The 26,393-nt window shown below is 39.2% G+C and carries 32 protein-coding genes, 1 riboswitch and 1 other annotated feature; of the genes, 2 read left to right on the forward strand and 30 right to left on the reverse strand.

What is annotated here, in order from left to right:
• Window positions 1–40 precede the first annotated feature (40 nt).
• Window positions 41–385, reverse strand: a complete 345-nt coding sequence (locus D3873_RS07400) for a post-transcriptional regulator (protein WP_119883463.1) — start codon at window positions 383–385, stop codon at window positions 41–43.
• Between the two features lie 93 nt (window positions 386–478).
• Between D3873_RS07400 and D3873_RS07405 the strand changes: the two genes are divergently transcribed.
• A complete protein-coding gene (locus tag D3873_RS07405) occupies window positions 479–2,002 on the forward strand; it encodes a putative polysaccharide biosynthesis protein (RefSeq protein WP_119883464.1) in 1,524 nt (507 codons plus the stop codon).
• Here D3873_RS07405 and D3873_RS07410 read toward each other — a convergent pair.
• The 8 genes from D3873_RS07410 to D3873_RS07445 form a co-directional block, all read right to left on the reverse strand.
• Window positions 1,971–2,609: a DUF421 domain-containing protein gene (locus tag D3873_RS07410; RefSeq protein WP_119883465.1), complete on the reverse strand. Its 639-nt coding sequence runs from the start codon at window positions 2,607–2,609 to the stop codon at window positions 1,971–1,973. The genes D3873_RS07405 and D3873_RS07410 overlap by 32 nt on opposite strands.
• A gap of 231 nt (window positions 2,610–2,840) precedes the next feature.
• Entirely contained in the window at window positions 2,841–3,107 is a 267-nt protein-coding gene (gene yajC, locus D3873_RS07415; protein ID WP_119883466.1) for a preprotein translocase subunit YajC, read from the reverse strand.
• Between the two features lie 48 nt (window positions 3,108–3,155).
• A complete protein-coding gene (gene tgt / locus D3873_RS07420; RefSeq protein WP_119883467.1) occupies window positions 3,156–4,295 on the reverse strand; it encodes a tRNA guanosine(34) transglycosylase Tgt in 1,140 nt (379 codons plus the stop codon).
• Window positions 4,292–5,344: a tRNA preQ1(34) S-adenosylmethionine ribosyltransferase-isomerase QueA gene (gene queA, locus D3873_RS07425; RefSeq protein WP_119883468.1), complete on the reverse strand. Its 1,053-nt coding sequence runs from the start codon at window positions 5,342–5,344 to the stop codon at window positions 4,292–4,294. The genes tgt and queA overlap by 4 nt, the downstream gene beginning before the upstream one ends.
• Window positions 5,345–5,357: 13 nt before the next feature.
• Window positions 5,358–6,362: a Holliday junction branch migration DNA helicase RuvB gene (gene ruvB, locus D3873_RS07430; protein ID WP_119883469.1), complete on the reverse strand. Its 1,005-nt coding sequence runs from the start codon at window positions 6,360–6,362 to the stop codon at window positions 5,358–5,360.
• A 15-nt stretch (window positions 6,363–6,377) separates the two neighbouring features.
• Entirely contained in the window at window positions 6,378–6,992 is a 615-nt protein-coding gene (gene ruvA, locus D3873_RS07435) for a Holliday junction branch migration protein RuvA (RefSeq protein WP_119883470.1), read from the reverse strand.
• A 90-nt stretch (window positions 6,993–7,082) separates the two neighbouring features.
• Window positions 7,083–7,886, reverse strand: coding sequence for a phosphotransferase (locus D3873_RS07440; protein WP_162920164.1), 804 nt, complete (start codon window positions 7,884–7,886; stop codon window positions 7,083–7,085).
• A gap of 20 nt (window positions 7,887–7,906) precedes the next feature.
• Window positions 7,907–8,620: a LysM peptidoglycan-binding domain-containing protein gene (locus tag D3873_RS07445; protein ID WP_119883472.1), complete on the reverse strand. Its 714-nt coding sequence runs from the start codon at window positions 8,618–8,620 to the stop codon at window positions 7,907–7,909.
• Window positions 8,621–8,736: 116 nt separating this feature from the next.
• Here D3873_RS07445 and D3873_RS07450 point away from each other — a divergent pair, with 116 nt between their 5' ends.
• Complete coding sequence (locus tag D3873_RS07450) at window positions 8,737–9,273, forward strand: transcription repressor NadR (protein ID WP_119883473.1); 537 nt, start codon at window positions 8,737–8,739, stop codon at window positions 9,271–9,273.
• Window positions 9,274–9,402: 129 nt separating this feature from the next.
• Here D3873_RS07450 and pheA read toward each other — a convergent pair whose 3' ends face one another.
• From pheA to D3873_RS07560, 21 genes are all read right to left on the reverse strand, one after another.
• Window positions 9,403–10,266 carry a prephenate dehydratase gene (gene pheA / locus D3873_RS07455; RefSeq protein WP_119883474.1) on the reverse strand — a complete coding sequence of 288 codons (864 nt, stop codon included), beginning with the start codon at window positions 10,264–10,266 and terminating at the stop codon, window positions 9,403–9,405.
• An 18-nt stretch (window positions 10,267–10,284) separates the two neighbouring features.
• Complete coding sequence (gene obgE, locus D3873_RS07460) at window positions 10,285–11,568, reverse strand: GTPase ObgE (protein ID WP_119883475.1); 1,284 nt, start codon at window positions 11,566–11,568, stop codon at window positions 10,285–10,287.
• Window position 11,569: 1 nt separating this feature from the next.
• Window positions 11,570–12,100 (reverse strand): Spo0B domain-containing protein, encoded by a 531-nt coding sequence (locus D3873_RS07465; RefSeq protein ID WP_119883476.1) that lies wholly within the window; start codon window positions 12,098–12,100, stop codon window positions 11,570–11,572.
• 67 nt (window positions 12,101–12,167) lie between these two features.
• Window positions 12,168–12,458 carry a 50S ribosomal protein L27 gene (rpmA, locus tag D3873_RS07470; protein ID WP_119884501.1) on the reverse strand — a complete coding sequence of 97 codons (291 nt, stop codon included), beginning with the start codon at window positions 12,456–12,458 and terminating at the stop codon, window positions 12,168–12,170.
• Window positions 12,459–12,474: 16 nt separating this feature from the next.
• Window positions 12,475–12,810 carry a ribosomal-processing cysteine protease Prp gene (locus D3873_RS07475; RefSeq protein ID WP_119883477.1) on the reverse strand — a complete coding sequence of 112 codons (336 nt, stop codon included), beginning with the start codon at window positions 12,808–12,810 and terminating at the stop codon, window positions 12,475–12,477.
• A 9-nt stretch (window positions 12,811–12,819) separates the two neighbouring features.
• A complete protein-coding gene (gene rplU, locus D3873_RS07480; RefSeq protein WP_119883478.1) occupies window positions 12,820–13,128 on the reverse strand; it encodes a 50S ribosomal protein L21 in 309 nt (102 codons plus the stop codon).
• 14 nt (window positions 13,129–13,142) lie between these two features.
• Window positions 13,143–13,218 (reverse strand) — a sequence feature (ribosomal protein L21 leader region).
• A gap of 622 nt (window positions 13,219–13,840) precedes the next feature.
• A complete protein-coding gene (locus tag D3873_RS07490) occupies window positions 13,841–14,401 on the reverse strand; it encodes a hypothetical protein (RefSeq protein WP_119883480.1) in 561 nt (186 codons plus the stop codon).
• A 124-nt stretch (window positions 14,402–14,525) separates the two neighbouring features.
• Window positions 14,526–15,323, reverse strand: coding sequence for a septum site-determining protein MinD (gene minD, locus D3873_RS07495; RefSeq protein ID WP_119883481.1), 798 nt, complete (start codon window positions 15,321–15,323; stop codon window positions 14,526–14,528).
• A 1-nt stretch (window position 15,324) separates the two neighbouring features.
• Window positions 15,325–15,996, reverse strand: coding sequence for a septum site-determining protein MinC (gene minC / locus D3873_RS07500; protein WP_119883482.1), 672 nt, complete (start codon window positions 15,994–15,996; stop codon window positions 15,325–15,327).
• 22 nt (window positions 15,997–16,018) lie between these two features.
• Window positions 16,019–16,543 carry a rod shape-determining protein MreD gene (gene mreD / locus D3873_RS07505; RefSeq protein WP_119883483.1) on the reverse strand — a complete coding sequence of 175 codons (525 nt, stop codon included), beginning with the start codon at window positions 16,541–16,543 and terminating at the stop codon, window positions 16,019–16,021.
• Window positions 16,540–17,442, reverse strand: coding sequence for a rod shape-determining protein MreC (mreC, locus tag D3873_RS07510; RefSeq protein ID WP_119883484.1), 903 nt, complete (start codon window positions 17,440–17,442; stop codon window positions 16,540–16,542). Before mreC ends, mreD begins: the two co-directional genes overlap by 4 nt.
• Before the next feature lie 15 nt (window positions 17,443–17,457).
• Window positions 17,458–18,471 (reverse strand): rod shape-determining protein, encoded by a 1,014-nt coding sequence (locus tag D3873_RS07515; protein WP_119883485.1) that lies wholly within the window; start codon window positions 18,469–18,471, stop codon window positions 17,458–17,460.
• 93 nt (window positions 18,472–18,564) lie between these two features.
• Window positions 18,565–19,263, reverse strand: a complete 699-nt coding sequence (gene radC / locus D3873_RS07520) for a RadC family protein (protein ID WP_119883486.1) — start codon at window positions 19,261–19,263, stop codon at window positions 18,565–18,567.
• Between the two features lie 105 nt (window positions 19,264–19,368).
• Complete coding sequence (locus D3873_RS07525) at window positions 19,369–19,992, reverse strand: hypothetical protein (RefSeq protein WP_119883487.1); 624 nt, start codon at window positions 19,990–19,992, stop codon at window positions 19,369–19,371.
• A gap of 88 nt (window positions 19,993–20,080) precedes the next feature.
• Window positions 20,081–20,824 (reverse strand): prepilin peptidase, encoded by a 744-nt coding sequence (locus tag D3873_RS07530; RefSeq protein WP_119883488.1) that lies wholly within the window; start codon window positions 20,822–20,824, stop codon window positions 20,081–20,083.
• Window positions 20,821–21,810 carry a LysM peptidoglycan-binding domain-containing protein gene (locus D3873_RS13560; protein ID WP_238473757.1) on the reverse strand — a complete coding sequence of 330 codons (990 nt, stop codon included), beginning with the start codon at window positions 21,808–21,810 and terminating at the stop codon, window positions 20,821–20,823. Before D3873_RS13560 ends, D3873_RS07530 begins: the two co-directional genes overlap by 4 nt.
• Window positions 21,807–22,388 (reverse strand): PilN domain-containing protein, encoded by a 582-nt coding sequence (locus tag D3873_RS07540; RefSeq protein ID WP_119883489.1) that lies wholly within the window; start codon window positions 22,386–22,388, stop codon window positions 21,807–21,809. The genes D3873_RS13560 and D3873_RS07540 overlap by 4 nt, the downstream gene beginning before the upstream one ends.
• 13 nt (window positions 22,389–22,401) lie before the next feature.
• Window positions 22,402–23,373 carry a type IV pilus biogenesis protein PilM gene (gene pilM, locus D3873_RS07545; RefSeq protein WP_162920165.1) on the reverse strand — a complete coding sequence of 324 codons (972 nt, stop codon included), beginning with the start codon at window positions 23,371–23,373 and terminating at the stop codon, window positions 22,402–22,404.
• 122 nt (window positions 23,374–23,495) lie between these two features.
• Window positions 23,496–23,945, reverse strand: coding sequence for a prepilin-type N-terminal cleavage/methylation domain-containing protein (locus D3873_RS07550; protein WP_119883491.1), 450 nt, complete (start codon window positions 23,943–23,945; stop codon window positions 23,496–23,498).
• A gap of 24 nt (window positions 23,946–23,969) precedes the next feature.
• A riboswitch (cyclic di-GMP riboswitch) is annotated at window positions 23,970–24,053 on the reverse strand.
• A gap of 86 nt (window positions 24,054–24,139) precedes the next feature.
• Window positions 24,140–25,348, reverse strand: a complete 1,209-nt coding sequence (locus D3873_RS07555; RefSeq protein WP_119883492.1) for a type II secretion system F family protein — start codon at window positions 25,346–25,348, stop codon at window positions 24,140–24,142.
• Between the two features lies 1 nt (window position 25,349).
• Entirely contained in the window at window positions 25,350–26,390 is a 1,041-nt protein-coding gene (locus D3873_RS07560) for a type IV pilus twitching motility protein PilT (protein ID WP_119883493.1), read from the reverse strand.
• Window positions 26,391–26,393 lie beyond the last annotated feature (3 nt).

Genomic DNA, 26,393 nt, shown 5'->3' on the forward strand with positions numbered 1-26,393 from the left:
ACGCACAACACTAACATTATGAAACAGGGAATGGGTCGTGTCAAATGGACTTTCCGTTTTCTTCCTCTTGGTCTTCCTGTGATTTAGATGACTGGAGTAACACGTCTAATTCTTCTTTATTCAACTCGGAGAACCAGTTGGCAGTGCGGAATTCTTCAATTTGAGTATGTGTCATATATGCTGCAGGAGACGTTTCCATAATATCATTCACTATTTCATACAAGCGCATGTCTGCTAGATTTTTTTTACGCCATTTTTTTTTGACCAAATAATTCCATATATCTTTTTCAGAAACTGTTGTGTATTGGTAAAGATGAAATTCTTGTTTTTTGCTTTCAAGCGCTGGTAAGACATTTTCATAAATCTCCGCTTCGTAGCTCGACATCTTTTCACGTTCCTTCCGAATGTTGTATCTGAGGTATTACTAGCATACAAATATTGTAGCGGAAATTCTTTGTCTTGAGAAGGAAGGATACATATGACGTCATTTGTAAAAGGAACCATTGTGTTAATGTTTACCGTTTTTCTATCGAAACTATTTGGATTTGTGTTTCGAATGCAATTCGTTAAATTTGCTGGGGAAGAAGCGATCGGCTATTACTCGACGATTTATCCGACGTTCATCTTTTTTCTTTCATTTGTCCAAATCGGACTTCCTATCGCAATTGCCAAACTAACTGCGGAACATTTAGCGAAGAAAGAACATTCACTTGTTTCTGCCTTAACAAAAAAGACTTGGACACTTTTTGGTTTATCGTGTGTTGTGTTACTACCGATCTTATATTTTTTAACGCCATTCATCGCTACTGTGTTATTAAAAAACGAAGCACTGGCTTCCATTTTAATTATCGCTTTAATAACCGTCCCTTTTTCAACTGTTGCTAGTATTATTAAAGGATATCTTCAAGGGATGAATAAAATTGACGTGACCGCATGGGCTGGTCTACTAGAACAAGTAGTCCGAATTGTTCTTGTCTCCTTTGTATTACCAGTCGTATTAAATCCTGGCGACCCATTATCCAGTGCGGAATATGCGATGGGGATTACGCTCATTGCAGAAATAATTTCGCTCTCGTATCTATTCTTTCATTACAAAATGAACGCCGTAAAAAAATCGGTAAAAGTGCAATATCCTACTCGACGAATTTTACAAATAGGAATACCATCCTCTGGAAGCAGACTTTTCGGGTCATTTACATGGTTTTTAGAACCAATTGTATTCATACATGCATTAGGTTTAGCGGGGATCACAGCCGTTGCTGCAAGCGAATTATACGGAACAATTTCAGGTGTATTAATCCCATTGTTACTTTTTCCAGCATTTATCCCATATGCTCTATCCGTTGCATTAATACCTGCTGTCAGTGATGCAAAAGCGCGTGAAAAGAAAAGCTTATTACAAAAAAGAATTCATTTGTCCTTACGAGTTTCTGCCGTTTCTGGCTGTTTAGCTGCAACGGTGTTCTATTTACACGGGGAGCATATTGTCGAAGTATTTTTCCATCTTTCTTCTATGGGGTATTACTTGCATTTATTAACCCCTATATTTTTCTTTTACTATATTCAAAGCCCTCTGCATGCTATTTTGCAAGCCTTGCATGAGGCAAGAGCTGCTTTTTATAATTCTGTTTTTGGTGGTATCGGAAAATTGTTTTTGTTATTTTATTTAGCTTCTCGTCCTGGTTTGGAGGAATTTGGAGCCATTTTAGCGATCGGTTTCGGAGTATTACTAACCACTTTCTTACATGTCGCCACTTTGCGTACACGTAAAGAGACTGGGGTTGGATACTTTTTCTTCTTTTGGACATATACCATCTTTCTCTTAACTATTTTTATACGTCCTGTCATTTGGCCATTAGGTGAACTTCCTTGGATCGCTGACAGTTCGGTCACTTTGTTGTTAGCTATTCTTATGTTACTTCTTTCTCGTCAAATTAAATTAACGGATTTTCAAGTGGGATGGGAGTTATTTAAAAAGAATCTTCCTTCAACTGAAAAATAAACTCTGGTTCTTCGTACACGGCAAAGAAGATATCGTTTGCTTCCACTTGATGTTGGTCAAGAAATTGTTGTAGCCATTCCGTCGTTTTTTGCATGGCTTTTAAATGATTTTGTTGAATTTCTCCGTCCACAATTAATGGTAAATGTAAAAGGGACTCCCCTTTTTTAAAGATAGAGAGATTCCCGGAAGATTCTAAATATGCATAAGCTACTTCCGATATAGAGCCGACTTGTTTTTCTCTTAATTGTTGAAAAAGATCATCTAAATTATAACGCTGTTTATGCATTTCTTTTTGCATGAGTATCCCGTCACGAATAATTAGCGATGGATCACCATCGAGTAAATCACGAATCTTTTTATTTTTCATGCCAATAAACGCTAAAGTGCGTTGAATAATGAGTAACATCACCATCGGAAGCACCGCGACTAGAATAGGTCTTTTGACATCATCTATTGCAAAAGATGCTACCTCTGCAATCATGACAAAAATGACTAAGTCTATCATGCTGAGTTCTCCTACTTCTCGTTTACCCATCCACCGTAAAATGATATATACCAATGCGTATAAAAAGAAAGTTCTCCAAACAATTGTTAAATATAATTCCATCCTTTTCACCTCTACTATAGCATGTGAAAAAGGATGAAAAGCTAATCGAACTTCGAGTAAAAAGGCTGTCGATTCGACATTTTCATGTTCCTAAACGAGAACAAAAAACATTATCTGACATTGAATGTATTTAATATAATCTCTGCATGCATACGTTTTCCTTTTCTCCCTATTGCAGACGAAAAAAAGCTGCAAGATGAACGAAATTGTTCTCTTACAGCTTTATCTTAACTAGTTAGTTTCTGAAAGAATGCGAGCTACTGCTGCACGTTCAAATTGCATGCGATTGTTGTCACCAACTGTTAAAAAGACCGTTGTGTCATCAACCGCGTCAACCGTTCCATGAAGACCTCCAACCGTTACGATACGATCGCCACGTTTTAAAGAAGATTGCATAGAAGCAGTTTGCTTTTGTCTCTTTTGAGCTGGACGTATGATGAAAAACCACATAACAACAAACATCAATATAATGGGTGATAAACCAATTAACGTTTCCATTTCTCTTGTTTCCCCCTTTCACTCTCTATACTCTTCAGTATACTAAATTTAAAAGTTTTTTGCATTCGGTTTGTTATACCCATATTCTTCAAAAAACTCGTGTTTAAAGTCGAGTAAACGGTCTTCTCGAATAGCTTGACGTACTTGTTTCATCAAATTCATCAGGAAATACAAGTTATGATACGTTGTTAAACGTAGACCAAATGTTTCTTCTGTTCGAATTAAATGACGGACATATGCACGAGAATAGTTTTTGCATGTATAACAATCACATTTTGGATCGATTGGTCCAAAGTCACGTTCATATTTCGCACCTTTTACTACTAAACGCCCTTGACTTGTCATTAACGTACCATTTCGAGCTATACGAGTAGGTAATACACAGTCAAACATGTCAATTCCACGAATAGCTCCATCAATTAACGAATCCGGAGATCCAACCCCCATTAAATAACGAGGTTTATTTGCAGGTAGATGCGGTGTTGTAAATTCAATCACTCGATTCATCACATCTTTCGGTTCTCCAACCGATAACCCTCCGATAGAATAACCTGGGAAGTCAAGTGACACTAAATCTTGTGCACTCATCTTACGAAGATCTTCAAACTCCCCACCTTGGACGATGCCAAACAAGCCCTGATCTTGTGGTCTAGCATGGGCTTTTAATCCTCTTTCTGCCCAACGTGACGTACGCTCTACACTTGCTTTCATGTAATCATACGTTGCTGGATATGCGGGACATTCGTCAAACGACATCATAATATCGGAACCAAGTGCATTTTGAACTTCAATCGCTTTCTCTGGACTCAAGAATAATTTATCGCCATTTAAATGATTACGGAAGTGAACGCCTTCCTCTTCAATTTGACGAAATTCACTTAAGCTAAATACTTGGAAGCCACCAGAATCCGTTAAAATAGCGCGATCCCAGTTCATAAATTTGTGAAGTCCACCCGCTTCGCGGATAATTTCGTGACCAGGACGAAGCCATAAATGGTAGGTATTACTTAAAATGATTCCTGCTTCCATCACTTTTAAATCTTCCGGCGCCATTGTTTTCACAGTTGCTTGCGTCCCAACGGGCATGAACGTAGGTGTTTCAAATGAGCCATGTGGAGTGTGGACTATTCCAAGTCTAGCTCCCGTTTGTTTATCAGTTTTAATTAATTCATAGCGGATTGCTGTCATGAGTTTGTTCCTTCCTGTGGATCGTGTATAAACATTGCATCTCCGAAACTAAAAAATCGGTATCGATTGTCAATGGCTTCTTGATACGCTTGAAGGATAAATTCCCTCTTGGAAAACGCACTGACGAGCATCACTAAAGTCGATTTCGGTAAATGAAAATTCGTTAAAAGTGCATCAACAAATTGAAATGTATAGCCTGGAAAGATGAAAATAGATGTCCAACCACTATTTTCGATCATTTTTCCATTATTTGCATTTGCAACTGTTTCAAGTGTTCGAGTACTCGTTGTTCCTACGGCAACAATTCTTCCTCCATTTTCTTTCACTTTGTTCATCTTGGCAGCTTCTTCTTTCGACACTTGGTAGTATTCCGAATGCATCTCATGCGAATCAACATCTTCCACAGATACAGGTCGGAATGTACCAAGCCCAACATGCAACGTAATATAGGCGATTTCGACACCCTTGTCGCGAATTTGCGATAATAATTCTTGGGTGAAATGCAGCCCCGCTGTTGGTGCAGCTGCAGAGCCTTTTTCTTTCGCATAGACAGTTTGGTACCGCTCTTGATCCTCTAGTTGCTCTTTAATGTACGGAGGAAGAGGCATGGAGCCAAGTTGATCTAAGATTTCGTAAAATATTCCCTCATAGTGAAAGCGTACTTTTCGACCACCTTGATCTGACTCCCCGATACACTCAGCCTTCAACAAACCGTCTCCAAATTCGACAACAGTGCCGATTTTTACTCGTTTAGCTGGCTTCACTAAAACTTCCCACTCGTCCGTTTCTCCCTGTTTTAACAGTAAAAATTCGATTTTAGCGCCAGTATCCCTTTTCTGTCCAATTAATCGTGCTGGAAGTACACGTGTATCATTTAAAACAAGACAGTCTCCTGCTTGTAATTCCTCTAATATTTGAGGGAATTTTTCGTGGCTAGTTTCACCCGTTCGTTTGTTTAACACAAGCAATTTGCTCGCAGTACGGTCTAATAACGGTGTCTGTGCAATAAGTTCTTCCGGTAAATGAAAATCAAAATCTTCTACTTGCATATATCTCTTCCTTTTACTTTTTTTCTATAAAGGCTCGGCCAAAATGATCGTATGCTTCCTTCGTAACAACTCTTCCTCGAGGTGTTCGTTGAAGGAAACCAATTTGCAACAAGTATGGTTCATACACATCCTCAATCGTCGTAGATTCTTCTCCAATACTTGCTGAGATAGTGTCTAAACCGACTGGTCCACCTTGGAACCGATCCATCATATGAAGGAGCAATTTATGGTCAATATGATCTAATCCTAAAGGGTCTACTTGTAATAGCTCTAATGCCTCTTTTGCAATCGTTTCCGTAATAGAACCATTTGCCCTCACTTGAGCAAAGTCTCGCACACGCTTTAGTAAACGATTTGCAATACGAGGAGTGCCTCTAGATCGACTAGCTATCTCACTAGCTGAAATCGAATCCACTTCCGCTCCAAATAAGCTTGCACTTCTTTCCACGATTTGTGTTAAATGTTTCGTCTCATAGTATTCTAAACGCAACAATACGCCAAAACGATCACGAAGTGGTGCTGATAAAGCTCCTGCTCTTGTCGTAGCTCCTATCAATGTAAATGGAGGCAATTCAAACCGAACACTTCTAGCTGTAGGTCCTTTACCAACGACAATATCTAAGCAGAAATCTTCCATAGCAGGATATAAAATTTCTTCTATCGAGCGGTTTAGTCGATGAATTTCATCGATAAATAATACATCTCCTGGTTCAAGTGAACTCACTATAGCTGCAAGATCGCCCGGTCGCTCGATTGCAGGACCACTTGTCATCTTAATTTGTACATTCATTTCATTCGCAATAACAGCGGCTAATGTTGTCTTTCCAAGACCTGGAGGACCATATAATAACACATGATCTAAACTTTCTTGCCTCATTTTTGCCGCTTCTACAAAAATGTGTAAGTTGTCTTTTACTTTATCTTGTCCAATATATTGAGACAGAAATTGAGGTCTTAAAGATTGTTCAAAACGATCATCAAATTCCGTCTGACTACCTGATACCATTCGTTCGTCCAATAAGACCCTTCCTCTCTACGATAGTTTTAATAATAATTGAAGTGCTTTTTTCATGTATGCATCCGTGGAAGATGCCTCTATTTCTTCCAAAATAGGTTTCACTTTTGCTAGTTCCTTTTCCGAATACCCAAGTGCCGTTAGGGCTAACAGCGCTTCTTCTAATGAAGGATTGTCCACCTTCCCTCCGATGTGCTCTTCCATGAAAATCCCTTCGGTAGGAATGGCTGAAGTTAACTCTCCTAACTTCCCTTTTAAATCTAAGATCATTTGTCTTGCGGTTTTCTTTCCAACACCCGGAAATTTCACAAGAAACCCCTCATCTTCTCGTTCAATCGCATCGACTACATGAGATGGTTGCCCTGTCGCTAAAATGGCTAACGCACCTTTTGGACCAATTCCTGAGACTTGAAGAAGCTTCCGAAAAACTTCCCTTTCTTGGACATTCGGAAATCCGAATAAAATCTGCGCATCCTCTCGAACATGCAAATACGTATAAATTTGTACTTCCTCCGAGGAAATGGAAAAGACATACGGATTAGGTAGTGCTAACTGATATCCAATCCCATGTTGCTCTAACGTTAGGTATTCTGGTGTGATTCTTGTTACTTGACCCTTTATGTAATCGTACAAATCGATCGACTCCTAGTAATGGAAAGAATGATTTCAAAAAAAGACGGTCGCAATCGCGACCGCGCATACTTATGTGGACGTTCTCTCCACTTAATTGTACCACAAATTTTGAAATTGAGGCATTGCCTTCTGCGTAAAAGCCCTTAACCTTGGAATAGCAATTGGCAACTGACTTTCTGGAAGTTTTGCTGCGTAAATCCACTCTCTCATAATTTCATTAGGTATTTTCAAATAATCGACCAATTCTTCCGCTTCCGGAAACTCGTAGATAAGCTGCGGAAGATGATAATTCATATAAGGCAAAAATCGGTGAAACAATAGAATTTCTTCCTGCTTTTCATTTCCCAGGCAAGCGAGATCAAAATCGATTAAATACGTTTCTTTTTCTGCAAAAATAAAATTGTGATGGACGATATCTCCATGCAACAGTGTGTTGGAGTCAGTCGAAAAAGGCGTCAATTTTTCAGTAAACGTGGATGCAGAAGATGCGATCAATTGAAATAACTTTTTTCCAAGATAATGTTCAATGAAATCTTGATATTTATGAAATTGATCAATGCGATATGACCACTTCTTTATTAAATCAAAAGGAGGGATGTTTCCCACGTTTTGCCAATCGATCACTCGATTTGTGTTATGCAGTTTTTTGAGCGCATTCCAAGCTCTTTTTCGGATAACGGACGATTCGAACTGATGAACACTGTTTGTTTGTACCCATGGTTGCATAATTTCAAGTGACGTAAAATCAGAGGATAGCGGAAGAATATGTGGAAAGTTTATCTCACTTAGGGATTGATGAATATCGACTACTTTTTGGAAAAGATAATACGAATCGTACCTTTTTAAACTTTTCTTCTTTGTCCCTGATTCCACTCGCCACACATTTTCTTTCAACTGAATTCGTCTTGTCGGATTCACATGAAATAAGGGTGTTGGCCAGGATAGTAAGCTGGGTGAATCGGAACTAGCTGACAATGACATGCGCAACAATACATTGGTGGCGGAGCTTGCATTCCAGGTGGTAGCATTGGATACTCTCCAGGATAGGGTGCAGCATTCGTGTTCATCTCTGGTGATGTATACGTTGGTTGCATTGGGGGCTGGACTTGTTGACTCATATTTTGTTGCATCATTCTACACGTACAAGGTCTCGGTGGATTCATTTGACAACCGCATAAGGGCTTTTGCATTGGGGCTGTCGGTTTTGGAGCAATTGGCGCTTTCGGCATTTCAGGTTGCTGAACGGCTTTCGCTACTGGGGGTTTCATCGGTATAGGAGCTGGCGCAGGAGTAGTAGGTTGTTTTTCTTGCCACGTAGTCGAAGCTTCTAATTTCCAGCTTTCCATATGAATAGATAACTGGGTATCATGTATATCACTATCAAGTATGGGTACAGTTGGCAACGTTTCAGCTTTCGTTTTTTCCATTTTTTTAGGAATATCTACTGTAGGTAAGGTCGATGTTGTTGGTTTTCCTCCAGTAACCGGTACAAACACTTTCATTCCTGGCACAATGTAATCAGGATTTGCCAAATGAGCATTTGCTTTTTTTATTTCTTCAAACGGAACATTGTGCATTTTTGCAATTTTCCACAATGTGTCTCCTTTTTGGACAATATGAATATTCACGATCTTCCTCCTTCATTTCTTAAAGTATGTTCTTGTCAGAGTTTTGGTCACAAAGTATCTTTCCATGTTAAACTATGAAAAACAACGGATGAATACGACTGAAAAGGAAGATTTGAATGAAAAAAAAACCTGGTGATGTAAGACGGGAGAAAATTTTAGAAATTTTAACAACAGCAGTTAATCCGATTAAAGGTGTCGAACTTGCCACCCAAACTGGAGTAAGTCGTCAAATAATTGTTGGGGATATCACCTTACTAAAAGCGAAAGATATTCCAATAGTAGCGACTAGTCAAGGCTATATTTTATTGCCAGAGCAATCCGATCAACCTCATTTTGTTAAACAAATTGCTTGTCATCACGGACCAGCGGATTCGAAAGAAGAGTTATACACGTTAGTAGACGCTGGAGTAACAGTAATGGATGTTACTGTTGAACATCCTGTTTACGGGGAAATCAATGCCTCTATCATGGTCTCGAACCGTGTTGAGGTAGATGATTTTATACGAGAAGTGGAACAATCAGGTGCAAGCTTTCTATCCGAATTAACGGGTGGTATCCATTTGCATAAAATAGCGGCCAATAAAGAACAATCCATCCATATCGCTATAAAAGAAATGCGACGAAAAGGGTTTTTAGCTGAAGACGTCTATTAATTAGCACTTATAGAGTTTAGCTAATTTCTTTTCACCTGTTAGATGTGTTTCATTAGAGATTAATGTATGTGATTTTTTCCACTGGATACACGAAAAAAGGATGCCTGAGTATTTTCAGACATCCTTTTCTTATGGATTGATTTTGGTAACATGATAACTCCCCAATGATTTAACCTCACAGCCTAGCATTTTTAGTTCTTCTAATGCTCCAAACATCATTGGATGCGATTCATGTTCGAGAAGATCGATGACAAAGAAATAGTGACCTATTCCGGTTTTTAATGGCCGTGATTCAATCTTGGATAAATTAAGTTTTCTCCAAGCGAACACCGACAATACTTGATGCAAAGCACCCGAACGTTCATCCTCAGGAAGCAAAATCATCCACGTTGTTTTAGGTTCTTCTAACCTATTTGTAGAAGGTGTTTTCGACAACACAAAAAATCGGGTATGATTTAAATGAAAATCGTGAATATTTCGTTCTACAATCGTCAGTCCATACTTCTTTGCTGCAAATTCATTAGCAATGGCAAGAGAGTTTTGACTTGGATGTTGAGAGATGTGTTTTGCAGCAGCTGCAGTTGACGCAGAAATTTCATGTGGCACACCACGGAAACGACTTGCCAAGTATTTATGACATTGTGCGATTGCGTGCGAATGCGACAAAATAGATGTCGCCTGCAAAAAATCTTTTTCATTAGCAGGATGACATAGTAAATGTTGGGCAATAGGAGAAAGAATTTCATGTTCTACTTTCAGTTGAACATCATGATATAAATAATCAAGTGTTATAGCAACTGTACCCTCGAGAGCATTTTCAATCGGCACGACAGCAAAATCTACTTCTTGTTGCTCCACTGCATCCATACAATCAGATATGGTTGGATAAGGAACGAGCAACTCATTGGAATAAAGAGCATTTGCTGCTACATGCGTAAAAGATGCTTCTGGTCCTAAATAACCTATACGATATTGCCACTGCTCTTTTTCCAACTGGTCCACTCCTCGCCTTTACTCGATAAATTCAAATTCAAACTCAAGTAGTCGAACTGTATCGCCATCTTTTGCACCACGTTCGCGAAGGGCTTCATCTACACCCATTCCACGAAGTTGGCGAGCAAAACGACGAATCGTGTCTTCACGAGAGAAATCAGTCATTTTAAATAAGCGCTCAATAGATGATCCACTTAACACGTATGCACCATCGTCGTCACGAGTAATTTCAAATCCGTCACGTTCTGATTCAAACTTGTACATAACCGATTTATCTGATTCTTCCTGTACTTCATGCAGAAGGAATTCACCTGTAACTTCCAGTAAATCTGCAATCGCAAACAGTAACTCAGAAAGACCTTTACGCGAAATTGCAGAAATCGGGAAAATTTTTATGTCTGCTCCAATTTTTTCTTTGAAAGCTTCCAAATTTTCTTCCGCACCCGGCATATCCATTTTATTTGCGACGACTAACTGTGGACGTTCCGTTAGACGCAAATTATAGTTTTTCAACTCTTCATTAATAGTTATATAATCATCGTACGGATCGCGCCCTTCCATAGCGGACATATCCACTACATGGACGATTACTCGCGTTCGTTCGATATGACGTAAGAATTGATGTCCGAGTCCAACACCCTCACTTGCTCCTTCGATTAACCCTGGCAAATCTGCCATAGCGAAGCTACGCCCATCTTCTGTTTGTACCATTCCTAGATTCGGCACAATCGTTGTAAAATGATATTCCGCAATTTTAGGTTTAGCCGCAGAAACGACAGATAAAAGTGTGGATTTACCTACGCTTGGAAAGCCAACTAGGCCAACATCCGCTAACACTTTAAGTTCTAATACCACATCTAATTCTTGACCTGGCTCTCCTTTTTCAGATAACTCAGGTGCGGGATTTTGAGGAGTAGCAAACCGTGAGTTACCTCTACCTCCACGACCGCCTTTTGCAACAACTGCTTGCTGACCATGTTCTACAAGGTCTGCAAGAATCGTTCCATCTTCTGTCATGACGACAGTACCCGGAGGAACTTTGACAATTAAATCTTCTGCTCCTCTACCATGCATTCCCTTACTCATACCATGCTCTCCGCGATTTGCTTTGAAATGTCGTTTATAGCGGAAATCCATTAATGTACGTAATCCTTCTTCCACTTCAAATATTACATTTCCTCCACGGCCACCATCACCACCAGCTGGGCCACCATTAGGAACATACTTTTCTCGACGAAACGCTACCATACCGTCTCCGCCGTCTCCACCTTTTATATATATCTTGACGTGATCGACAAACATATTAGTTACCTCCTGTTTCCATTAATAATTGAATTTCTCTGTAAGTGAAGCCATCTAGCTTTTGTCGTATTTGACAGTCCTTGCATTCAAAAGGTGTCTCCGTCCATTGTTCCCATTTTCCTTCAAAAATCACATTAACGGTAAAAGAAGCATTGTGTTGTACCAGTTGAAACGTAACTTTTTGCTCTGTGTACGGATCAATTACGTTGTTCATTTGTTGTAAAATTGATTCAAAAAAAGACACGAAAGGTTGATCGTGCGATTCTTCGATTGGATGTGTAATTGTCATTTCAAACGCAAAATCAAATGCTGGAAATCGCCAATTCACTGTTTGGAACCATTCTAATAGAACTGGTAAGCCAAGTTTTTTTAGTGAAACAGCTTCTTGTGAAGATTTTGTGTAGGTTGAAATGATCCGTTTTGCCTCATCCACACGACCTAGGTCGAGATTCATTTGAATGAGCTGTAACTGATTGAGAAAGTCATGCTTTGCGAAACGCAAAGCTTCGTTTACCGTTAATCTCTTGTACATGAACGCCACTTCCCTGCATTTGAATGAAAAAAGGACTGCGTAAACGCAGTCCTTCTAGTTGTCTGAATTAAGCTTCTTGAGCAACTGGATATACACTTACTTGCTTTTTGTCGCGGCCAAGACGTTCAAAACGTACTACACCATCAACTTTAGCGAATAAAGTATCATCTCCACCACGGCCAACGTTCAAACCTGGATAAATTTTTGTACCGCGTTGACGGTATAAAATTGAACCACCTGATACGTGTTGACCATCAGCGCGTTTAGCGCCAAGGCGTTTAGATTGGGAATCGCGTCCGTTTTTTGTCGAACCTACCCCTTTTTTCGATGCGAAAAACTGAAGATCTAATCGTAACATCATCTGTTTCCACCTCCTAGGTTTGGAAGGTAATTTTTATATATTTACCGTAATCATGTTCAATCGTTTGTAAAGAAACAATCATAGCGTTCAACAAAAGTTGAATTTTTTCTTGTTCTTCCTGATCTAAACTTGCTGGTAGGGTAACAAAAAGATATCCACCTTCTTGACCTTGTTTTACGACTGGTATCGTTTTCGTGAGACTTGCAATCGCATTTACGCTTCCAAAAGAAACCGCAGATGCTGCCGCGCATACGAGATCGCTACCATGAACCGCAAAATTAGCATGTCCAGACATTTCGAACGAAGTAATGAGACCAGATTGATTTTTTGTGACGTTAACTTTAATCATCGTTCCCTCTTACAACGTGATATCTTCGATCACTAGTTTTGTATAAGGTTGACGGTGACCTTGTTTACGACGATAGTTCTTTTTTGATTTGTATTTGAAGACTGTGATTTTTTTACCACGACCATGTTTAATAGCTTTCGCTTTAACAGCAGCACCTTCCACGAATGGAACGCCTACTTTCACGTCATCTCCACCTACGAATAACACTTTGTCAAAAGTGACAACTTCGTCAGCGTCTACAGCCAATTTCTCGATGTAGATTTCTTGACCTTTTTCCACTTTGATTTGTTTACCACCAGTTTCAATAATTGCGTACATTTACCTGCACCTCCTCTTAGTCTAAGACTCGCCTTCACTGAGGTGACCCGTAAGGATACTTAAACCTCTTCAGAGCGGTTGTAGCGTGGGTGCTACAAACAATAACATTAAAATATTATCACACGTACATCACACAGTCAACCTACTCTGCATGAATTTGTTGAAACTAGCTTCATATTTTCGAAATTGCCATCTTTTCAAATTTTGAATCGCGACAAATAGAAAGAAAAATTTTAAGGGAATTGGAACAAATGATAAAGTAATGCACAAAATGGGAACGAAAATAGAAATGACACTCCATCTATTTTGTCCATGTTCCGTCAAAAAAAGCCGAATCATTTGCCCGCCGTCTAAAGGAAAAAATGGTAATAGGTTGATCAGTAAAAACGAAACTTGTAACTTCATTAACTCGCTTTGACCCAAAAACTCCAAAGGGTAGATCACAAAAATAAATACTAGCGTAAACAATGGACCTCCAAGAATGGTCAGACTCTTCTTCCATTTTCCAACAGATTGAAAATAATAAAGATCCAGCTCCGCACCATACAGATGAAATACACAGCTACGAATAGGAATACGGCATAATTTCGCAAAAAGAACATGTCCACTTTCATGGACCAACAATGTCACAATATATAGACTATAAAAAGCATATTGTTCAGTTAGAAGTAAATACATAAAAAAGGTAACTAATAATGGATGAATGCGAAACTTATCGCCCATCTTGCGCGATTAACCATTGAGCGGTTTCCTCTTTAGATAATACCTTCCCGTCTTTCTGAACTTGAATATATAAATTTTCCCCATTTAAAGAGGCAATATATTCTCCAGCAGACACTGCAGAGTACGGTAAATGTTCAAAATGATCTAAAAGCCCAATCGTCACACTTGTGTCATCGGCAAATTCAATCGAAATAGTTTTGCCAGTATTTTTATTCTGACCAGTATACGTAATAAGACCATCTTGAGGGAACGAAAGCGATAATGTCGAGTCGTAAGTAATCACATATCCATCTAAAAAAGATTGGATAGTCTTAAATTGAGACATACGAGATGCATTTTCTTGCCAGCTAGCAGTAACTGGTATTTCATTCTCTTCCTCAAACATCCCTACTACTTTGGATTGAGCTTGTAAAAGATTCGTTTGGAAAGTCGGTGAAAAATTCCACACTTTTCTTGCAATGGAGTTGTCCCCGTCCCTTTCTTCTAAATAAGAGGAACCAATAAAAGCAACAATCAATATCAGCGCTACTTGTAATTTACGAAATTGCATGAACACATCCCCCTTTCTTCAAACTATGCCTTGAAAGTGGGATTGATTAATGAAAACCAAAAAAACCATTCGACAGAAAGAGTTACCTTTCACTCGAATGGTTCCGCGTTCTAATAGTTCATCGTTACTTAGAGAAAATGGACTTTAATTTCCCCATAACACCTTTACGCTCTTGTGCCATGGACATTAAGGGAACCGATTCGCCTAAAATTCTACGAGCGATATTGCGATAACCCAATGCAGCTCGATTCGACGGATCCATTACCACTGGCTCTCCCTTATTAGAAGAAGAAATAACATTTTCGTCGTCTGCAACAATACCGAGTAAATCAATGCTTAAATGCGTTGTAATTTCATTCACATCTAATGCATCACCCGTATTCATCAAATGTTGACGAATTCGGTTAATGATTAACTTTGGAGGTTCAATATCTTCTTTCTCCAGTAAACCAATGATACGATCTGCATCCCGCACGGCAGATATCTCTGGCGTTGTTACAACAATTGCGCGATCTGCCCCAGCAATTGCATTTTTAAAGCCTTGCTCGATCCCTGCAGGACAGTCAATGACTACATAATCATATTCTCGTTTTAACTCTGTCACAAGATTTTTCATCTGCTCAGGATTCACAGCACTTTTATCTGTCGTTTGAGCAGCTGGTAATAAAAATAATTTATCGTCAAAGCGTTTGTCTTTTACTAACGCTTGATGCACTTTACAACGTCCTTCTACGACGTCAACCAAATCATAAATGATACGATTTTCAAGGCCAAGCACTACATCTAAATTTCGCAAACCGATGTCGGTATCAATTAGACACACTTTCTTTCCTTGAAGAGCCAATGCAGTTCCTAGGTTCGCCGTTGTCGTCGTTTTTCCGACGCCACCCTTACCTGAAGTTATTACGATCGCTTCACCCACATTAGTATCCTCCTTTAAACGTTGACAATTCCGGTCGTATGTTTCGTAGTTCTTGTAATCGATCAATCGCAATTGACCCATTAGAGTGTATGTAAGCACATTCCATTTCTGGTTGTTCAGATAATACGGCCAGTTCATCTGTCATCGTTTCCATTTTATCCGCTATCATTAAATGAGTAGCTTCTAGCCAAGATGCGGCAATCACTGAAAGCTTATTCCCTGAAGAGCCTGCATGCGCGATTCCTTTTAATCGTCCAAGTACATAAATACTTCCACCCGCTGTCACTCTGCCATTCGGGTTTACATCGCCGACAACGACTAAATCGCCTTCTGCTTGCACCACTTGTCCCGATCGAACGATTCCAATATATGTTTCAGACTGACCTTCTAATAGTCTACGATTGCTTTCTTCCATCGTAATAACATCGCTCTGCACTTTAGAAACGCGAAGATGAGGAGATCGATGAATAATGGAAATTAGCTCTTTCACCTGTTCTTCCGAGCAATAACGATGTCCTAGTTGAAGTAATACTTCCGCTTTTCCATCAAGCCCCGAATCGGAGACTTTACCCGACAATTCTTGTAAAACGTCTGTATACGCACATTGATCGTCTAGTCTTAGCACCAAACCATCTTTCGTACCTTTAATCGATACAAGATTTTTTTTCGTCAACTGCGTCACCTCACGTTTCTTCTTACGTTAATTGATTTGTTCTTTGTAGATGTCTTGCAGATATTAAATACTTAAATGCCCATCCCAAAAGGAATAAAAACAGAGAATTCGCTATCATCGTTGGCATTAATCGCGTTCTTAGGAAAACGTGCATAGACACATCCGTTTGACCGATTAACGAATAAAACTGATATAACAAAAACTCTAGTCCCGCAACAAGCACTAATGTCAAGATTGTTGTGACAAATAAATGCTGGTGGACATATCGCACGATAAATGCTGCCACTAAGCACATTAAAGGATATAAAAAAGCATACAATCCAATAATATCAATGAAAAACATATCATACAATAGGCCAAAAAATAGAGCATAGATCATCGCTCTACGAGTATTGTAATAAATGGAGATAAAAATAAGATACATAATGGCAAAACGTGGTATTAAAGAAAAATACTCTTCCTCAATTTTAATTGGCGAGAATAATCCAAACACAGGCTCTAAGTAAAATAAAACTACCGCAATAGCAGGGACGATCCAACGAATCATTTTTTCGTCCCCTCACTATCAGTGGTTTCCGTATCAATAAATTGACCATCCACTCCATTTGCAGTTGGCATTAAGCGTTTCACGATCATCACATGATCCAACAATGCAAAATCAGCAGAAGGTTTCACATAGGCTAGCTTTGTTAAACCGTAATCGTCTGTCGTAACTTCTGTGACTTCTCCTATAGGTAACCCTTTTGGAAAAATTCCACCTAAACCTGAAGAAATAACTTTTTCTCCCACTTTCACTTCATCCGCAGAATCGATTCGTTTTAACACAAGTTCTCGTCTTTCCTCATCATAGCCTTCTATTAAACCAAACACTTCTTTTTTTCCTGCAATCAAGGCGGAAACTCGGTAATTCGGATTATTGGTAGAAAGCAACTCAATAGTTGATGTAAAAGGAGTCGTAATAATTACCTTCCCGATTAAACCTTGTGCAGTAATAACCGCCATATTCTCTTCAATGCCATGAACTGTTCCTTTATCCAAAATCACTTTTTCTTCCCACTGATCGGGATTTCGAGCAATAACGGTTGCTTGAATCGGATCATACGCACGAAGATCTTCCTCTTTATCCACAATTTCTCTTAGTCGACTGTTTTCAGAAGCTAGGACATTCACTTCTGCTTGAAGTTTCGCAAATTCATCTAATCTCTCTTTTAACTGTTTGTTTTCATCGTATGTAGACAAAATTGAATCAACATTGTCGAACATTCCCATTATGTAATGTGTTGGCTTTGCAAATAGCGATTGTCCAAAGCCAACAACATCTTTCACAATTTGTTCTGGTAGAGAAGCGTGATCTCGATCTCTTAAAGAGAAACTGATTAATGCCACGAGGAAGATAAATCCAACTAATAAGAGGATTAATCGCTTGTTTGAAAAAAACTGTGGCATCGATGTCCCTCCCTCTTATCTCATTTGTTGACGTATTTCATTCATATGATCTAACGCTTTACCTGTTCCAATAGCTACACAATCAAGTGGATTATCTGCGATAAATACAGGCATATGTGTCTCGTCACTAATTACTCGATCTAAGTTTTTCAATAGTGCTCCGCCACCTGTCAAAACAATACCACGTTCCATAATATCAGCTGATAATTCTGGAGGAGTTTGTTCCAACGTTTTCTTTACGCCATCAATAATTGCAGAGATAGACTCTCGAAGAGCTTCTGCAATTTCTTTAGAAGTGATTTCAATCGTTTTTGGGAGACCAGTCAATAAATCACGTCCGCGAATATCCATACGATCTCCGTCACCAACGACACGAGCAGAACCTATTTCCATCTTGATCGACTCAGCAGTTCGCTCACCGATTGTTAAATTATAGGTTTTACGGATATAGCTAACGATAGCTTGATCCATCGCATCACCAGCGACTCGAACAGACTCACTAGTTACAATCCCACCAAGTGAAATAACTGCAACCTCTGTCGTTCCTCCACCAATATCAACGACCATACTTCCTGTTGGTTCCCAAACAGGTAAATCCGACCCAATTGCCGCTGCAAATGGTTCTTCAATCGTAAGTGCTTCTCTTGCGCCAGCTTGTCTAGCCGCATCAATAACTGCGCGTCGCTCGACAGAAGTAATTCCGTAAGGAACACAAATCATCACGCTTGGTTTTTTAAACGAACTCCCGGAGGATTTCAACGCTTCTTTTAAATAGTATTGAATCATACTAGATGTAATATCAAAATCCGCGATAACGCCATCTTTCATCGGGCGAATAGCTACAACAGAGCCTGGAGTTCGTCCAATCATATTTCGCGCATCGTCACCAACGGCAACAATGTCACCCGTTAATGTATTTTTCGCAACCACAGATGGTTGACGTAATACGATCCCTTTTCCTTTAATAAATACCAATGTATTCGCTGTGCCAAGGTCAATCCCGACATCTTTTGATCCAAATCCAAACACTACATTTCTTCCTCTCTTCACTAGCCGGTTTCATCTCAGCTGTCATAAAATCATAAATCTCATTATAACGGAAGAAGAACGAAAATTACAGTGTCACATGTACCCCTTTTCTTTTAAACTCACAAATTGATGATCTCCAATAATGACATGATCTAATAGTTCAATCCCAATGATCATTCCCGCTTCTTTTAAACGCTTTGTCACTTCGATGTCTTCTGGGGAGGGAGTTGGATTACCGGATGGGTGATTATGCGCACAAATAATCGATGCAGCTGACCGTTTCACCGCTTCTCGAAACAATTCTCTAGGATGCACAATGGAAGCATTCAAGCTTCCGATGAAAATCGTTTGTTTATGAATCACTTGATTCTTTACATTGAGAAATAATGCTAGAAAATGTTCTTGGTGTAAGGAAGACATTTCCGTCATTAAATAGGTTGCCGCATCTTTTGGCGAACGAATTGTCCACTTGGAATCCGATTCTTTTTGCGCAAGTCTTCTTCCCAGTTCGATCGCTGCCAACAACTGAATTGCTTTTGCTTGTCCAATTCCTTTAATGGCCACTATTTCTTCAATAGTAGCCGTTTTTAATCCATGTAGTCGTTCAAAAACGGTCAGCACTTTATTGGCCAAATGAAGAACGGATTCTTCTTTCGTTCCAGTTCTCAATAAGATAGCAATTAGCTCTTGATTAGAAAGGCTTTCTGCACCTTGTCTTTTCATTCTTTCTCTAGGTCTGTCTTCCACGTGAACATCACGTATCATTAATGGTAAATGCGTTGTACTTGTCATCCGTTTTTCTCCCCTTCACTTTTGTCACCAACATCATAAATGGTAGAAAAGGATTTGAAAATTGTGTCAAAAGGGAGGAAATTACAAAACAAGCCGTTTTGAAGCTTAAAATGAAATTTTCACACATGAATTTTTACTTACATAATGACTTAATAGCTGTGCTTTTTGTATGCCTAAATCGGTTGTAAGCGTTGATAGACTAGCGGTTAGCTCTTTCCAATCTGGGGGTAAATTAACGGTCTCGGTACTATCCTGAAAATAAAATTTTGCCGTATCCGTTTCTGATAAAAGACTTGCAAGGCGTTTGAGTCCTTCTTGATCACAACTAGCAGTAGAAACGGTTATTTTTTTCACGAATGATTGAGGGCCTTTCACTATTTTCCCTTCTTCTAAGTCAACAGTATCCCATACGTAATATTTATCGCTGATTGGAAAAATAGCGGGAGGAATTGCCGCATCACTAGTCGAAACTGACTTCGCACCCTCTATAGAAGAAAATGCACCAAGTTGGTTCGCAAATAATGTTACTTCCCCTACTGCACCATCTGGGGGAAGCTCGACTTGTACTGGAATTTCCTCCAGAGCTTCAGGTTGCTTTTCCGTTTCTCCTCGAATAGAAGACCAATTGAGTAATAAAGCAAAAAGTCCAATCGTGACACACCCTACCAAAAATCCGTGTAATAAGGCGAGTATAGTTGTATTAGCATGCGATTTCTTTTTAATTGGCATTTCGATTCACTCCTTTAACAGAAATCGTACCAATCCAAACAAAAAAAAAGACAAGACTTATGTCGTCTTGTCAAAAAAAGTTTTCTTCTTAAAAAAACAAATTCAGATATGATTCGAGTAATTGATTTCCATGAAAATAAACTATTAATGCCCCGATTGCGATAAATGGACCAAAAGGAATTGGTGTTTTTCGATCTTGATGGAATAAAAGTATCGAGATAACGCCAATGAAAGCTCCAATAAATGAAGCGATAAAAAGTGTCATTAAAACACCTTTACTTCCTGATACGAGCCCAATGAGGAGAAACAATTTGACGTCGCCACCACCCATTCCACCTTTTGAGACGATAGCAATTAACCATAATAGGAAGAACCCAATAATCGCACCTGCAAGACTTTCCCACCAAGGATCCAAGGGAGAGATGATTCTTCCAGCAAGAAGCATTAATCCTAATATGATAAGAACTTTGTCGGGAATAATCATATACACTAGATCACTCACAGTGATAATGACAAATAGCGACACATAGAGAAGAGCAACAATTAATTCACCAGAAAATCCTTCTTGTAGATACGCATATACGAACAGAATGCCAGTTAGTAATTCCATCAGAGGATAAAAAATTGGAATGGACGTTTTACAATGACGACATTTCCCTCCAAGAAACATATAGGAAAATACGGGAACTAAGTCCTTCCAAGTTAACCGATGTTTACACGTTGGACAGGTAGATGGTGGATGAACAATTGACTCGTCATTCGGGACTCTGAGTCCTACCACATTATAAAATGAGCCGAAAATTAAACCGTAAAGAAAGAAAAGTATACTCATGGAATTCGAAGTACCTGACCTGTTCTGACGGTATTTCCGGATAGGTTATTTGCCGTCTTAATGATTTCTTCTCCGTTACGATTCCCGTAAAACTTCATCGAAATGGAGTAAAGTGTTTCTCCAGATTGGACCACGTGCGTTTTAATCGGTTTCTCGACTGGTGTAGTTACAGCGTGTTGATTTGATTGATTAGCATTTGACGAAGACGTTTGTGCATCTTCAGTCGGCAAGTTTTCCTTACTAGCCTCTTGTAGAACAGTTGAATCAGATATTGTCTCTGTAGAAGAATTGTCACTCTCTACCGTTTCTTCTGCATCGATAATCGGATTTACTTTATCGGACGGTTGGCCACTAGAAGGAGTAGGTAACGGAATATCCAGTTGAACCAAAGGAGCGAAATAAGCATAAAACTGGATGGAATACGTCAACATGTCTTCCATTGGACCTTCTCGAGTTTCATTTTCACGAATACCTTCGAAGGTAAACGATTGCACATAATAGATCCGTTTTAATTTGTCCATTTCCGATAAAAAATCTAACATGGATAAATAATTAGCGGATTGAATGGTCACATCAATAAAGATTTTTTCTAGACCTATTGGTTCTACCATCGTTTGATCCGCGTTTTCATCTTCAAAAATCGTTTCGTCCTCAACAACGTCAGAAGGTACGTTTTCTTCATTAAACGAAATGGAATCGACCAACGATGAAGAAGCAATTGCCGCTTTTTCTAAATCGAGTATGATACTCTCTTCTCGAGATTGAATCGGTACATGCTCCGCTAATACAACTAACTCTTCTTTCGCAATCTCTTCTTCGCTGGATGGTTTTTCTACGAAAGACGCAGCAGCAACTTGTTCTTGTAACAATTCTTTCCGTTCTTTTTCAGGCTGAAGGAGGAATAAGTAAGCGAAAAGAGCAATAAGTGCCGCGACAAAAATCCCAGCTAATATGTATATCCAATATCGACGCTCGATTGCCATCATTGTTCACCCTCCTTGTTTGCCGAAGCATCTCGAAGAGCTTGTACGTTTAAAGTTATCGAATAAGTAGCAACAGTTCGTGGCTCTACAAACGTTTCTTCATTAACAGCTGTAACGTCAGAAACGTTTTCTTTATCAATCGTGGAAATATTAATCGAATCGATATAGGGAGAATTTTCGACTGCAGTTAAATAATACGCAGCTTGGGAATTCGTGTCGAACTGAGCAACAAGCGAAATAACGCCATTTTCTGAACTAAAACTTAGAAAGTAACCACGTTCTGGCAGTCGCTTCGCAAGATCTATAAGTAAAAGGACATTTGAATAAGGCTGCGTCGCTGCCCAATCCACTAAAGCCTGGTACTTTTGTCGTTCCGAAGGCTCCACAACCTCTGCATTCACTGGACGTGTGAGAACATCTTGAAGACGCTGTTCTAAAACTAGTACTTCCTTATGCTGAGATTGATACGACATCCAAACCCAAATGAAAACAGCAAAAAAGAGTAGTGCCAAAAATCCAAGAAGGAAATAGCCTACTTTTGGTTGAGCGTCTGTTTGTATGAGGTTAATATCTGCTTGCATGCAAACTACTCCTTTATTTCAACGACAACCCAATTAATTCCGCGAACGAATCGGGAATTTTTTTCTTCGTCTTCGTTCCCCAAGCTTCATCATGTAACATGGAAACATTTGCGGTGTCTTGTGAAGCATAATACTCTTTTAATTCGACAAGCTTTGGATGATCCCCTGCTATACATATCGTATCAATTTTAGAAGTACCTGCTTGAAGGTTAAATTGATAGAATGATTGAATTCGATCAATTTCCTTGATCATCATTTCTTTGTGTGACTGCAATGTCATTTCATCTTCAAATGACTCTAGATATTGAAATCCAGAACGAGACTCGAGAGCGGAATACGCGTTTAACGCTTCCAAATCCACTGTTCGAACATATAGAGGTTCATGCTGATGAAAAAGACTCAACTGAATAACATCAAACTCAGCGTGAACTAATAGCACATGTGACGTTTCTTCTAATTGCTTTTCGTATTGAAAAACACGATACAGATTTAAAAAAGGGACGTCCATGACGATTGGTCGAAGTTTTGCTTGTTGCACAATGGATACGATTCGATTAACAGCCTCTTCTGGCACCGCAAGCGTATTTACTTCCCACGCACCGTCTTTTTCAGAGGATCCAACAATTTCGATGATCGGATCTTTAAATGGCAAATGAAAAGACTCTCCTAAATTCATATAGAGATGTCCTTTCCATTCATCCGCCGGAACATCAGATGGAATCGTCGTAGAACGAAGTAAAAGGTCATGCGCCGAATACGAAATGTACGTTTTCATTCCTGTTAACTTCAACTGTTTTACAATAGTACGTAACGTCTTCGTTACTTCCTCCGCTTGCGAAATCTCACCATTCTCTGCCCATTCTTCCTGCAAAATCTTTTGCACAATATGGGTAATCTGATGGTGTTTATTCCCAACGAGTAGACGAATATATCGACTTGTAAACGTGATGAACACTGCTGGATGCTTTCCCCAATACGACGACAAATCGATCCCCCCTAAACCTAACGCTGAAAATGAACGTAACCCTGTATGTATAGCAATAGTTTTAAAAACTATGTCGATGAATAAAATAACCCCCCTGCTAAAAGCAAAGGGGCTTGAAATTATTAAGGCATAACCGGCTTGGTATCTGAATTTAATTTCGACTCTGAAATTGCATTATAATAAGAGTGACTTCCGTCAAAATTATAAAGAGTAATCAAATATTGATTTGCATTTTTAGTGACTTTGGAAGTACTATAATAAGATTTACCATCGAATGAAGGATCAGCAGGTACAGCGTCTAAATAGCCAGCATCCACAAGTTCTTGGAGTGTCACACTATTAGTTCCTGTAAAATCAGAATTTTTGAAAGTGCCATCTGTTTTCCCTAATTTTGCAGCATTAATGATTAACAATGCATTCGAGCGGTGAGCATCTTCTTTCGAGTTATCAATAATATTCCCAATCGCAGGTACTGCAATGGCAGCGATGATTCCTAGAATAACCACTACTGCTAATAATTCAATAAGCGTTAGACCTTTTTGATTCTTTAAGTGCTTTAACCATTTTCTCACGAATAAATTCCCCCATTAGATTATTTTTGAAATCGGTGGGTGCACTAGTTGCTCAGAATCACCAAAGTGCCCAAATACTGGTAAATCTTCATTGCATCGACCTTAGTAAACTATACCTATAATATAAGAAACTTAAACCAATTTACAAGTGCTAATGTTCCTTTTTTGTCGATTTAGTACCATAAATGTCGAATTTATTGCACTTCTGTCAAAATTGTAAAAATTGGAATCATAATAGACGCGACAACAGAACCAATAACAACTGCCATGAACAATATTAATAGTGGTTCTAGTAATGTTTTCAATTGTTCTGCACTTTGATCCACTTCTTGTTCGTAGAAATCCGCTACTTTGCCAAGCATAAAATCCAACGTCCCTGACTTCTCACCTAAATTCATCATTTGTGTGACAAAAGGTGGTATTGCCCAATGTCCCATTAACGGCTTTGAGATAGATTGACCTTCTTGCACACTTTTACTAGATTGGAGGAGCAAGTTTTCGATTACTTTATTGCCAACGACATTTCCAACAATGGTTAACGATTGAGTAACAGGAACACTCGCTTCGTATAATGTAGATAGTGTTCGCGTCATTCTAGCTAATATCGCTTTTTTTAGTAATGGTCCGAAAATAGGCATGCGCAACAAAGCAGTGTCGATGATTAATCGTCCACTTTCTTGTTTTCGAACGAATAGGAATAGTGTGATTAGCCCTATCACTAGTATTCCAATGAACCACCAGTAGGAAGAGACAAACGCACTCATTCCTAAAAGTAATTTTGTCGAAAGCGGTAACTCTGCCCCAAACGAAGTAAACATGGAAGCAAACCGAGGCACGATAAATCCTATTAAGAAAAAGATGACGATAATCGACACCACAAGCAAAACGAGTGGGTACGTCATAGCTGCTTTCACTTTCGCTCTTGTTTGATGCGATTTTTCATAGTAAATCGCTAAACGATCTAAAATCTCGTCAAATTGCCCCCCCACTTCTCCAGCTCGTAACATGTTCGAAAAAAGTGACGGAAATACTTTCGGGTGTTTAGTTGCTGCGTCTGAAAAAGGAATCCCCATTTTTAAATCTTCTAAAATCAGAGAAAGAACTCGCTTCATTTTTTTAGATGTTGCTTGTTCTTGTAAAATACTCGTAGCATCGAGAATTGTAATACCTGCTTTGATTAACGTGGAAAATTGACGGATAAATAATACTAGTTCTTTAAATGAAACTTCTCGTTGAAAAGAAGGAAGCTCTGCATATAATAGCCCTTTCTTTTCCTCAAGAGTTCGGACAGCTATTTGTTTTGTGACAAGTATTTGCCTTGCTTCTGTGCTGGACGTCGCTTTGACATTCCCTTTGACGAACTTTCCTTGTCGATTTCGACCTTCGTATACAAAGTATCCCATGTTAAATTGTTTTCTCCATTAAGTAAGGTCCGACCACTTCTTCGTCTACTTTTCCTTCATCAATTAAACGACTGATTTCGGATTCCATCGTCCTCATACCAAGCGAGCGACCGGATTGAATAACGGAGGTGATTTGATGAATTTTTTCTGTACGAATTAAGTTTTTCACTGCTGGAACATTGACTAAAATTTCAAAAGCGCCAATACGTCCTTTGCCTTCTTTTTTCGGGAACAGGCGTTGGGACACAACCGCTTGCAACACAGAAGCCAATTGAATACGAATTTGCGGTTGCTGAGATGGTGGAAATACGTCAATAATACGATCAATTGTCATGACAGCATTTGTTGTATGGAGTGTTGCAAACACTAAATGGCCAGTTTCAGCTGCGGTAATGGCAGTTGAAATCGTTTCTAAGTCACGCATTTCACCTACTAAAATTACATCAGGATCTTGTCGCAACGAAGATCGTAATCCCGTGGCAAATGATTTTGTATCAAAGCCTACCTCTCGTTGGTTGATCATACAAGTTCCATGACTGTGAAGGTATTCAATAGGATCTTCGAGTGTAATAATATGCTTTTTCATTGTTTTGTTCATTTCGGCAATCATCGAAGCTAGTGTCGTGGATTTACCAGATCCCGTTGGGCCCGTTACTAATACAAGACCTTGCGGTTTCATCGAAATCGAGCGCAATACTTCTGGGAGGTCTAACTCTTCGTAGCTAGGAATGTGTGTTGGAATAACTCGAAACGCTAAACTAACACAATCCCGTTGATGATACGCATTTACACGAAATCTGGAGACTCCCGGTAGACCATACGAGAAATCTAGTTCCCCTTTTTCTAAAAATTTCGTCCACATATCATCTGAAAGAATCGACTTTGCCATCGATTCTGTATCTTCCGGTTTTAACGAATCCTTGCCAAACTTTTTCAGTTCTCCGTCTAGTCGCATAATTGGCGGCATTCCAACGGTTAAATGGACATCTGAAGTACCTAGTTCATACGCTGCTTGTAATAACTGATGTAAATGCTCACTCATTCG

This window comes from Paenisporosarcina cavernae (assembly GCF_003595195.1).
GTDB classification, from domain to species: Bacteria; Bacillota; Bacilli; order Bacillales_A; family Planococcaceae; genus Paenisporosarcina; species Paenisporosarcina cavernae.

Coding starts and splice junctions, on each gene's coding strand:
- D3873_RS07400 (WP_119883463.1), bottom strand. CDS start 385: ATGTCGAGCTACGAAGCGGAGATTTATGAAAATGTCTTACCAGCGCTT.
- radC (WP_119883486.1), bottom strand. CDS start 19,263: ATGACAAGTACAACGCATTTACCATTAATGATACGTGATGTTCACGTG.
- obgE (WP_119883475.1), bottom strand. CDS start 11,568: ATGTTTGTCGATCACGTCAAGATATATATAAAAGGTGGAGACGGCGGA.
- D3873_RS07490 (WP_119883480.1), bottom strand. CDS start 14,401: ATGCAATTTCGTAAATTACAAGTAGCGCTGATATTGATTGTTGCTTTT.
- D3873_RS07540 (WP_119883489.1), bottom strand. CDS start 22,388: ATGCAAGCAGATATTAACCTCATACAAACAGACGCTCAACCAAAAGTA.
- queA (WP_119883468.1), bottom strand. CDS start 5,344: ATGCAAGTAGAAGATTTTGATTTTCATTTACCGGAAGAACTTATTGCA.
- D3873_RS07475 (WP_119883477.1), bottom strand. CDS start 12,810: ATGATTAAAGTTAACGTCACAAAAAATCAATCTGGTCTCATTACTTCG.
- yajC (WP_119883466.1), bottom strand. CDS start 3,107: ATGGAAACGTTAATTGGTTTATCACCCATTATATTGATGTTTGTTGTT.
- rpmA (WP_119884501.1), bottom strand. CDS start 12,458: ATGTTACGATTAGATCTTCAGTTTTTCGCATCGAAAAAAGGGGTAGGT.
- D3873_RS07560 (WP_119883493.1), bottom strand. CDS start 26,390: ATGAGTGAGCATTTACATCAGTTATTACAAGCAGCGTATGAACTAGGT.
- mreC (WP_119883484.1), bottom strand. CDS start 17,442: ATGCCACAGTTTTTTTCAAACAAGCGATTAATCCTCTTATTAGTTGGA.
- D3873_RS07465 (WP_119883476.1), bottom strand. CDS start 12,100: ATGTACAAGAGATTAACGGTAAACGAAGCTTTGCGTTTCGCAAAGCAT.
- D3873_RS07530 (WP_119883488.1), bottom strand. CDS start 20,824: ATGAGTATACTTTTCTTTCTTTACGGTTTAATTTTCGGCTCATTTTAT.
- D3873_RS07410 (WP_119883465.1), bottom strand. CDS start 2,609: ATGGAATTATATTTAACAATTGTTTGGAGAACTTTCTTTTTATACGCA.
- D3873_RS07405 (WP_119883464.1), top strand. CDS start 479: ATGACGTCATTTGTAAAAGGAACCATTGTGTTAATGTTTACCGTTTTT.
- rplU (WP_119883478.1), bottom strand. CDS start 13,128: ATGTACGCAATTATTGAAACTGGTGGTAAACAAATCAAAGTGGAAAAA.
- D3873_RS07555 (WP_119883492.1), bottom strand. CDS start 25,348: ATGGGATACTTTGTATACGAAGGTCGAAATCGACAAGGAAAGTTCGTC.
- D3873_RS07525 (WP_119883487.1), bottom strand. CDS start 19,992: ATGCCAATTAAAAAGAAATCGCATGCTAATACAACTATACTCGCCTTA.
- D3873_RS13560 (WP_238473757.1), bottom strand. CDS start 21,810: ATGATGGCAATCGAGCGTCGATATTGGATATACATATTAGCTGGGATT.
- mreD (WP_119883483.1), bottom strand. CDS start 16,543: ATGATTCGTTGGATCGTCCCTGCTATTGCGGTAGTTTTATTTTACTTA.
- D3873_RS07450 (WP_119883473.1), top strand. CDS start 8,737: ATGAAAAAAAAACCTGGTGATGTAAGACGGGAGAAAATTTTAGAAATT.
- tgt (WP_119883467.1), bottom strand. CDS start 4,295: ATGACAGCAATCCGCTATGAATTAATTAAAACTGATAAACAAACGGGA.